Source organism: Microcoleus sp. AR_TQ3_B6 (assembly GCF_036702785.1).
Classification (GTDB): Bacteria; Cyanobacteriota; Cyanobacteriia; order Cyanobacteriales; family Microcoleaceae; genus Microcoleus.
Genome location: NZ_JAUBVJ010000098.1, coordinates 1 through 9492 on the forward strand (window position 1 = coordinate 1; position 9492 = coordinate 9492).

The 9492-nt window shown below is 45.8% G+C and carries 8 protein-coding genes; 3 read left to right on the top strand and 5 right to left on the bottom strand.

Features of this window, described 5'->3' with window-relative positions; translation table 11 throughout:
* Positions 1-1025, bottom strand: a 1025-nt coding sequence (locus tag QUB56_RS30960; protein WP_332960182.1) for a CHASE3 domain-containing protein, incomplete at its 3' end; no start/stop codon positions are given.
* A 312-nt stretch (positions 1026-1337) separates the two neighbouring features.
* Here QUB56_RS30960 and QUB56_RS30965 point away from each other — a divergent pair.
* On the top strand, positions 1338-2360 hold the full coding sequence (locus QUB56_RS30965) for a cysteine peptidase family C39 domain-containing protein (RefSeq protein ID WP_332960183.1): 1023 nt from the start codon (positions 1338-1340) through the stop codon (positions 2358-2360).
* 503 nt (positions 2361-2863) lie between these two features.
* Here the strand turns inward: QUB56_RS30965 and QUB56_RS30970 are convergent.
* From QUB56_RS30970 to QUB56_RS30985, 4 genes are all read right to left on the bottom strand, one after another.
* Positions 2864-3589, bottom strand: coding sequence for a glutathione S-transferase family protein (locus tag QUB56_RS30970; RefSeq protein ID WP_332960184.1), 726 nt, complete (start codon positions 3587-3589; stop codon positions 2864-2866).
* A gap of 83 nt (positions 3590-3672) precedes the next feature.
* Positions 3673-5277, bottom strand: a complete 1605-nt coding sequence (locus tag QUB56_RS30975; protein WP_332960185.1) for a GMC family oxidoreductase N-terminal domain-containing protein — start codon at positions 5275-5277, stop codon at positions 3673-3675.
* A 48-nt stretch (positions 5278-5325) separates the two neighbouring features.
* A complete protein-coding gene (locus tag QUB56_RS30980; RefSeq protein ID WP_332960186.1) occupies positions 5326-5814 on the bottom strand; it encodes a hypothetical protein in 489 nt (162 codons plus the stop codon).
* 170 nt (positions 5815-5984) lie between these two features.
* The gene (locus QUB56_RS30985; protein ID WP_332960187.1) at positions 5985-7013 is read right to left on the bottom strand and encodes an isochorismatase; all 1029 of its coding nucleotides are present in this window, start codon (positions 7011-7013) and stop codon (positions 5985-5987) included.
* A 98-nt stretch (positions 7014-7111) separates the two neighbouring features.
* Here QUB56_RS30985 and QUB56_RS30990 point away from each other — a divergent pair, with 98 nt between their 5' ends.
* Entirely contained in the window at positions 7112-7843 is a 732-nt protein-coding gene (locus QUB56_RS30990) for a TVP38/TMEM64 family protein (RefSeq protein WP_332960188.1), read from the top strand.
* A 16-nt stretch (positions 7844-7859) separates the two neighbouring features.
* Positions 7860-9395, top strand: a complete 1536-nt coding sequence (locus QUB56_RS30995; protein ID WP_332960189.1) for a mercuric reductase — start codon at positions 7860-7862, stop codon at positions 9393-9395.
* Positions 9396-9492 lie beyond the last annotated feature (97 nt).

Genomic DNA, 9492 nt, shown 5'->3' on the forward strand with positions numbered 1-9492 from the left:
TCTACTGAGGCATTCAGTGCCAGCATATTCGTTTGATTGGCTAAATCTGTGACAGCAGTAGAGATATTGCCAATCTGATTGGTTTGTTCGCTCAATCGCAAAATTTCTGCTGCGATTGCCCCGACATTTTCTTTCAATATTGTCATCGATTGTAGGGTTTGCTCTACTGCTAGGGTTCCCCTTTCAGTGATGTTTAAAGCTTGCCGTGCAGATTCAGCACCTGCTTGGGCAAGCTTGGCTGATTGTTGGGAAGCAGCGCCCAACTCATCCATTGTGATGGTCGTTTGATTTACATAGCTAGATTGCTGTGTGGCTGTGCGTTCCTGCTGTTCAACTGTGGCCGCAATCTCTGTGGAAGAACTGGCGATCGTATTCACTGCGTCACTAATTGTTTTAGCAATACCTGAAGAGATTAAAAAGGCAGCAAGTAAGGCGATCGCAATGCCTAAGACGGCACCAACCAAAACGGCAGCGACTAAAAATCTGATATTTTCTTCTGCGTTGGAAGTTGCAGCGTCCAAAATTTCATGTTCTTTTTCATTAAAAGAGCGATTTAATTCGTTAAATTCATTGATGATTAATATCCCTTTTTTTGTGGCAAAAACTTCTAGCGCTTCTTTTTTATTTCCTTGCTTGACTAAATTAATCATTTGTCCAGCAAAATCATCATATTGTTTTTGTAAGCCCATTAATTTTTGCAATCGCTCTTTTTGGCTGGGATTTTCAATCGTCTTGCCTAGAGATGCTGCTATTTCCTCAAATGTTTGTAAATCTTTCTGATAAGCATTTAAAAAATCTCCATCCTCGATCAGAATATAGCCCCTAGTATCTCCCACCATCTTGGCAAAGTAAAAACCCATATAATCTGTCCCTTCTATGGCAATAAGCGATATTTTTGTTTGTTTATATGACTCGGCTATCTTACTGGCGCTGGAGAAGACTGGCGCTACAAATCCTACAAATAAAGCAATGGGAACTGCATATCCGAGTAACATCCGGTTTCTCAGCTTTAAGTTGGCAAACATGACAAGATCTCCTTTTGGGTTAGGTACCTGAATTATCTGATTCTCAACCATTTACTCAGACTCATAAAAAAAAATCAGGCAAAAGTTAATATCCCACAAGCGATGCAGGTCGAAGTCTTGAGGATTGAGGGTTGTTTTGCCTGCTGCGATTTTGGATAAATCCTGTTTATTTGATTGTAGGGGGGAATTGAGGAACGAAACCCAAACACCGTCAAATTCACTCCCCCACTCGGACTTTCTCCTACTCTTGATTGGGATGCAAATCGATCGCATAAATGTTACAACCTAGTGAAGTGACCATATTCTGAACTTATGGAAATAGTTGTGACGCTGGTGCTCGGTTCGGTGCTGTTTGTCTGGGGAATGCGCGGAGGGCGGGTGTTAGTTCGATCGGGAGTGACGGCTAACGATTTGTTTAAGGGCAGAAGTTCGATCGCCCTAGCTTTTTTGGGTTTTTATATTGCCTTGCTGCTGCTGGCTCTAAATCTGCCTCAAATGCCAGCTTTGCCGATCGAGTGGCGCTTTCACGGCATGGCAGTTACTTGGACTTTGCTACGAGTGATGCTGATGGGAGTCTGCGGTATTGGCTTTACTGTAAGCTGGCAGACGGCGCGATCGCAAGTAATCGCAGTAATTTTAATTTGCTTGTTGGGATTGGCAGGATTTACCAGCGCCCAAGCCTATTTTCTGGCGCCAATTTACGCTGATTTAATAGATAATTTGCGGCCAAACGGTGTATTTCGGCAAACATCTAACAGCAGTTGCGCGCCGGCGGCGCTAGCAACTGTGTTGAGGGGTTGGGGAATGGATGCGACGGAATCGAGTGTAGCTAGGGAGGCCGGCACGAGTCGTTTGGGAACTTCGATGCCGCAGTTAATTGTGGCAGCAAGAGCTTTGGGAGTCAATGCGATCGAACTGGCGCCGACTTGGGAGCAAATTCAGCAAATTAATCGCCCCGGAGTGCTCGCAGTTTGGCTGTTTGACGGTCTTCGGAAGCTACCGCACGCGGTGGCTTTGCTGGGAATGAATGACAGTATTGCTGCTATTGGAGACCCGGCGCGGGGCAGGATTTTCTATTTAGATAGGGCAACTTTTGCCCAGATTTGGCGAGAGGAGTACGTGCCGATTTTCCGTTCAGCGGATATCTTGTTAAGTGACAAACAAGCTATTGACTATTTGAGTAAATTAGGATATAATAGCGGCAATTTAAAAGCCGACATTGAGCGCTTTCAAACAGATAAAAAATTGCAAGTCAGCGGCAAACTAGATAGGATGACTGAATTAATGTTGAGCGGCTCTTTTTTGGAGGGTGTGCCGAGATTGGATGGGAAATAGTTATTGAAAATTATCAAGCGCAGAGGTACTTTTGACCCAGAGGGAAGAGGAATCGTGCGGGTTTCCTGAAACAAATGATATAGTCGCCTGCATTAAAAGGATGGGGTGTCGGTTGTCCTTGTAGAATTTCAGCTAGAACTTGGGCAGCGTGCTGAGGGTTTTGAGCAGAAATAGAAAGGTGATGAATCATCCGAGTAACTCCATTAATCAGAGGAATTATATCATGTCCGGTCGATTATCCGACCTCAGGTAGGGGCCCGTGAGCCAACAATATCTGCCAACAATCTCCAATCTCAAAAACCCGCCCGGCCGGGATATTATGGTCAATCGATCGGACATGATATTACGCACAGACAACGTAATTATTTCATTGCGAGCTGTGCGAAGCAATCTCAAAGCCTTGTTAAACCGTTACAATGCGTCCCGGACTCAATCAATTAAACTTTGAATCAACGGGATTAGCTCATGAAACTGAGCCGAAACTAAACAGCGATTGATGGGTTTCACGAGCAGTTACTAAAAAACAGTTGATTCATTCGTTCAGAGTGATCGCAAAGATTCGATCGCCGAAGCACATCCTCAACAATGGCACCTTGGTAGCGTGGCAGCAGGAAATTAGCAATGTAACCGTAGGCAGTTGCATCTAATGTGGTGGGTTTATCTCCCATAAAAAACGGTTTGTCTGCCAGAAAGTCCGAAAGGGCTTGAAAATCAGCGCTGATTATCTGACTGATTTCTTGATGACTGTGACGACCGATTCCATGAGCTTGCATCTGAGAGATCATCGTTTTACGAAACTCTTCGGCAAAGGGTTCTGATACGTCTAGCGTCGCTTCAGGGAAAAGCGCCCGTGCAACCAATGAGCGATAGTGCGGCCAGTTTTCTTCTAGGCCAAAGCGAGTCTCCACCCCTCCCCAGTAGGTGTTTTCTTTGATCGTGCGGCGGAAGGCTAGAGAGGTAGCTCGCTCAACGGGAGTTAAACTAGCATCGAGATCGATTCCTTCTGTTTGCTTGAACATCTCAATGATTAGAAAAACATCACCGAGCGAGTTTCCCTGATAGTCGATGAAGGGAATTTTACCCTTGGGAGCAAGCTCAAAACTTTGTGCTGTGATAATCACCTTTTTGTAGGGCAGCTTTGCCATGCGGAGCCAAGTTTCAAGCTCTAGACAGGGTGGGCTGAGGCTGGGTAGTTCCTCAAAGGATGGTGCAGTGTACAAGGTAATCATTTTCAAGACCTCGTTTACGTTGCTAGATGATATCTGTTTCAATCCGATAAAGATTCGCCTGCTAGTCGTCGTGCTAACTTCAACTAATGATGAGCGATCGCGCTAATAAGTGCGGTTGCTTCGGAGTTGTACTCTGCGCTAATCGCCCTGGGTTGTCCCTTTGTAACAGGCCCTGCAGCTTTAATCAAATCGGCTGCCTTTTCACCAATCATGATGGTGGGTGCATTGGTATTTCCTGTAGTAATCGTTGGCATAATCGAGGCATCCACGACACGCAATCCCTCAACACCATGTACCCGCAATTGAGAATCTACTACGGCCATTGGATCGGTGCCCATTTTGCACGTTCCCACAGGATGAAAGTTCGTATCTGCCACTTTCCGAACATAAGCTTGGAGTCCTTCATCGCTAGTTACATCGGCACCGGGAGCAACTTCTTCGCCTCGGAACTCATCGAATAAATCGGTGCTGAACAACTCGCGAATGATTCTCGCGCCTAGCACCAACTTTTGCACCTCGGACTCATGCTCGAGATAGTTCATCCGAATGCAAGGTGAGTCTGTGGGATCGATCGAACGCAGGGTGACGCTGCCGCGACTCTGGGGATGATTCAAACAGGCTATGCTGACAAATCCCGGCCCTTTGTTTGGGTAGCCAGGAGGAACCCACAGCACTGGGCCTGAGGACAACTGTAAATCTGGCGCAGCATCTAAATTACCTTCTGTATGCAAAAACATTCCAGCTTCTGCCATATTGCTCGTTAGGGCGGGTTGCAAATCTTGAGTGGCTTGATGTGTCACTGGAACAGCGAGGTGATCTTGAAGGTTCTGACCCACACCGGGTAAATCAGCAACGACGGGAATATTGAGGGAAAGCAAGTATTCTGCATTGCCAATTCCAGACAACATCAGCAGTTTAGGTGAGTCGAAGGCACCCGCTGACAGAATTACTTCCCGATCGACATAAACTTGGTGCAGCGTTCCTTCAAGCAGATACTCTAACCCAACCGTGCGCGTTCCTTCAAACAATAGGCGAGTGACTAGCGCACCAGTTTGCACGGTTAAATTAGGGCGATCGAGAATTGGCACTAGAAATGCTGCTGCTGCACTGTGTCGCTTCCCATCTTTGATAGTTAATTGATACAGTCCTGCACCTTCTTGTTGTGCGCCGTTGAAATCGGGGTTGATAGCATAGCCGATTTGCGCTGCTGCTTCGATAAATCGCTGTGAGGTGACGGCAGTTGCGATCGTATCGGTAACGCTCAAGAGTCCATCAACACCGTGAAATTCGGACGCGCCTCGCTGCTGATTTTCTGATTTCTTGAAGTAGGGCAATACATCCTCATAACTCCAGCCGGGATTCCCTAATGCTTGCCAACTATCGAAATCCAGCCGATTTCCGCGAATGTAGACCATGGCATTGATCGAACTGCTGCCACCGACAACTTTTCCGCGCGGCTGAAATATTTTGCGTCCGTGGAGATACGGTTCTGGTTCTGTGAAATATGCCCAGTCCACTTCAGTTCCCAGTAAGCCGATCCAGCTTACTGGAACTTGAATTTCTGGTTTAGTAGCCCGATTACCCGCTTCGATCAACAACACGGTGGTTTCAGGATCTTCTGTCAGACGATTGGCAACAACACAACCTGCCGAACCTGCACCAATCACAATGTAATCGTATTGATTCATGATATTTTCCTCTTATATTTTTACAGTAGCTCGCAGCTTGGCTACGCCTCAGCGTTTTTGACAGTTAGGAACAGTTGAATCCCCCTTTAGAGGTTCAGACAGCTTCACTTCCCATCCAGGTAAATTCCACCAATTAACTCGCTTATTCGGCTGAATCCAGAAGTTTAGTTGTGCGATCTTGCCCTCCTCAAATCTGAGTGTGGGAAAGGTAGGATAACTGGTATCATCGGTTTCGCGATAAGTGCGTCCCATGTAATTTATGCAGGTCGTTAATCCGTCAGTAATTCCCAATTCTTCCACTCCTTTTCCCTTCAATTTAGCATCATCGTAGCTAAAAGAACCGTTGAATGTATTGCCCGCTAACCCGCCTTTGGTAACAGTGATGGTGAAATCGTAGGTTACGGGAACTGCGTAGGCTTGGGTTGCAGTTACAACTGTGCTCAGAAGAGTCGAGGCGATCGCCACCGAGAGTTTTGAAATTGCGGGCACACTCGCATCCCGAAAAAGAACAACACTAAAAATTTCGCTTTCAAGCATCTGGAAACTCCTTGATTACACTTCTCTAGTAAGTGATTTGCCGGATATGATATCATAAGTAATCACTTAAATGCGATCGCAGCAGACTACCAACCCAACAAAACTTACCGTTTCTGGTGAATAGTGTATACTTTTTTGGTACAGTAAACCCCAACAAAAAACCCTCGTCTTTAATCGCCCAAAATTAACTGAGTAGATTTAACCACATTCATTCCCGCCGCCGCAAATCTTTGAAAAGCTGCATTTGCTTGTTCCGTAAAATCAACAACACCCGGAACAACCACAGGCGAAGTGCAATCTTCCAGTAAATAAACCTTCTTAGCTAACTTCCTATCTCGCGCTAAAATTTCAGTCAGCAAATCATCAATCGTCCAAGCAACGCAGTGACTTTTCGCCTGTCCCGCAATAATTATCGCATCAAAACCTAGCAACTTATCAATAAAAGAAGCATTTTTTTGAGCAATAGAATTGCCATCCGGCCCCTCTAACACTTCCGGCCGCAAAACAGAATAGTTTTCGGTTAGCGGATTCCCGCCTTTGATTTCAAAAAGTGCTTGGCTGTTGCGGGCGATGCTGTGAAAAAATATTGCTTCTTCCACGGCGGAAACCAGGGCGTGTCCGATGCCGCCCAGCATTGAGTGATACGGCCAAATTGTCAGGGGATATTTGCCCTCGTCGCTGAGTTTCTGCACGTAGTGGAGTGCGTGTTTTTGCAGTGCCGAATAGTTACCGTTAGCGATACTGTGGGCGACGGCGGGATTGACTTTCCAGATGCCTTGCTGCACGTCTTCTAAAGTAATTAATGTGGCGGCTGGGAGGGGGTGTTCGCCAGCTTCATTTATCCAAAAAACTGGATGAAAAATTTGCATGGCGGTGTGGGTGTCCATTGTCGGCGCAATGGTTGTAATTGCGTTTAAATTGCGGTAGATAAATTCGCACAGCCGCAGGTTGTCCTCGACAGCACCGCTACCGGAACGCCCGCCCACAAATAGTTCAAATTCGGGCAAGCAAAAGGTATTTTGGGCGTCGATTATCAGCAAACAAATCTGATTTTTGTCGCTGGCGGCGGGCTGGATGCTGTATTGTTCCGCCCATTTTTTAGCTTCAGCGGCGCGTTCTTGGTAGGGAACTCGCCAGACTTGGCTGACTTTTTTGGTGTCGAAATGCTCGGGGATGGGGAGTTGGGTTTGTGCTGTCATGGCTGATTTATTGGGGTGAGTTATCGGATTTTAGATTTTAGATTTTAGATTTTAGATTGAATAGTAGTATAATCCTAAGAGCTATTTGCGGGTGAGTCATGCCAATCAAACAAATTCTAGATTTTGCTAGGGGAAGTTTTAAACGAATATTATTGCTTTTTTCGCTCTCCGCTTTAGTTGCTATCTTAATTCTAGCAATTAGGTCTTTTTATGTTCAAGATTTTTTAAGAAATGTCTTAATACAGATCGAGCATCTAGGGGCTTGGGGCCCAGTAGCTTTTATTGTCACCTACAACCTAGCTACGGTCCTATTTATACCTGGTTCTGTGTTGACTCTGGGAGGCGGGGTGATTTTTGGTCTGTGGTGGGGTTCTGTTTACGTGTTTGTCGCGGCAAGTTTAGGTGCTACGTTTGCTTTTCTGATCGGGCGATACTTGTCGCGCGATCGCGTGGTAAAATATATGGAAGCTCATCCTAAGTTTAAAGCTCTCGATCGCGCAGTTTCCCAAGAAGGATTAAAAATAGTTTTTTTGACTCGTCTCTGTCCTTTATTTCCGTTTAATTTATTAAATTACGCTTTAGGGATTACTCAGGTTTCTTTGAAAGATTATGTGCTAGGTTCCTTCGGCATGATTCCGGCAACAATCTTGTATGTTTACTCGGGTTCTTTGGTAGGGGATATAGCTGCGATATGTACGGTTAATCGGCCTGTCAATCCCCAAGCTGAAGCTGCAAAATGGTTGATTAATATCATCAGTTTTATGGCTGCGGTCGCTGTTACTGTCTATATCACTCGGATTGCTCGCAAGGCTTTGGATGAAACTATTTAATTAGGAGAATTTGCCCGTGTCGCAGTCAAAAGTCGATCGCGTAACAGTCCCCCCGATGGACGAACACAACCAGAAATTAGTCTCCTATTTGCATCCGCCCGATTGGGTAAATCCGCAGGCGGCTAGTTCTTATAATTTAGTAGTAATTGGCGCCGGACCAGCCGGATTAATTGTGGCTGCCGGTGCCGCAGGTTTGGGCGCGAAAGTTGCTTTAATTGAAAAACATTTAATGGGCGGCGACTGTTTGAATGTCGGTTGCGTGCCGTCAAAAGCTTTAATTCGAGCGTCCCGCACTGTCGGCGATATCTGGAATGCCAGTAAATTTGGCGTTCATGTTTCTGACAGTGTAGAAGTGGATTTTGCCGCCGTGATGGAACGGCTGCGCCGCATCAGGGCGGGAATCAGCGATGTTGATTCTGTTCAACGCTACCAATCCAAATTAGGCGTCGATGTTTTCTTAGGTTCCGGTCGTTTTACTAGCAATTCTACCATAGAAGTTGCAGGTCAAACTCTCCGCTTTAAAAAAGCAGTAATTGCCACAGGTGCCAGGGCGCTACAACCGCAAATAACAGGGTTGCACGAAGCTGGATATCTGACAAATGAAACTGTCTTTAACCTCACAGAAAGACCTCAGCGTTTGGCAGTAATTGGCGCAGGGCCGATCGGCTGCGAATTGGCTCAAGCCTTTCGCAGGCTGGGTTCGGAAGTCGTATTGCTGCACAAAAATGCTCAGATTTTAGACAAAGAAGATGCGGATGCTGCTAAAATCGTGCAGCAGGCTTTTGTACGCGAAGAAATTCAACTAATACTAGAATCCCAAATAGAGCGCGTTGAGAAAACAAATGCAGGTAAAGTAATTTATTATAAATCTCAAGGTAAGGAAGCATCGGTAACAGTAGATGAAATTATTGTGAGTATAGGGCGATCGCCCAACGTCGAAGGATTGAATCTCGAGGCTGTCGGTGTCGAATACGATACACAAACTGGCGTCTTTGTCAACGACAACTTGCAAACTACTAATCCCCGCATTTATGCCGCCGGCGATATTTGCATGAAACATAAATTTACTCACGCTGCTGATTTTGCCGCGAGAATGGTGATTCAAAACACTCTATTTTTCGGGCGCAAAAAACTCAGCGCTTTGACGATACCTTGGTGTACTTACACAGATCCGGAAATTGCGCGCGTCGGATTGGGCGATCGCGAGTTGCAAGCCGCAGGGATCGATCTCGATACGTTTTTGATTCCTTTCGATCGAGTCGATCGGGCAATTATTGACGGCGAAGAAGAAGGATTTGTGAAAATTCACGTCAAAAAAGGCAGCGATAAAATATTAGGTGCAACTATTGTAGCGCGACACGCGGGCGATATGATTAGCCAGATTACTTTGGCAATGGTTAACAATATTGGTTTGGGAAAGATTGCTAGCACAATTCACCCGTATCCGACACAAGCTGAGGCAATTCGGAAAGCGGGAGATGCTTACAATCGGACTCGTTTGACTCCGTTTGTGAAAAATTTGTTTAACCGCTGGCTGGCTTGGACGCGATAAGTAAATAATCTCAAATCTGTTAGCATCGGAATTATTCCTATCTCTCTTCTTTTCATCTGCGTGAATCGGCGTGAATCCCTTGTCATCTGCGGTTTAC

Excerpts from the sequence above, each read along its gene's own strand:
- QUB56_RS30965 (WP_332960183.1), top strand. The coding sequence starts at position 1,338 with ATGGAAATAGTTGTGACGCTGGTGCTCGGTTCGGTGCTGTTTGTCTGG.
- QUB56_RS30970 (WP_332960184.1), bottom strand. The coding sequence starts at position 3,589 with ATGATTACCTTGTACACTGCACCATCCTTTGAGGAACTACCCAGCCTC.
- QUB56_RS30975 (WP_332960185.1), bottom strand. The coding sequence starts at position 5,277 with ATGAATCAATACGATTACATTGTGATTGGTGCAGGTTCGGCAGGTTGT.
- QUB56_RS30980 (WP_332960186.1), bottom strand. The coding sequence starts at position 5,814 with ATGCTTGAAAGCGAAATTTTTAGTGTTGTTCTTTTTCGGGATGCGAGT.
- QUB56_RS30985 (WP_332960187.1), bottom strand. The coding sequence starts at position 7,013 with ATGACAGCACAAACCCAACTCCCCATCCCCGAGCATTTCGACACCAAA.
- QUB56_RS30990 (WP_332960188.1), top strand. The coding sequence starts at position 7,112 with ATGCCAATCAAACAAATTCTAGATTTTGCTAGGGGAAGTTTTAAACGA.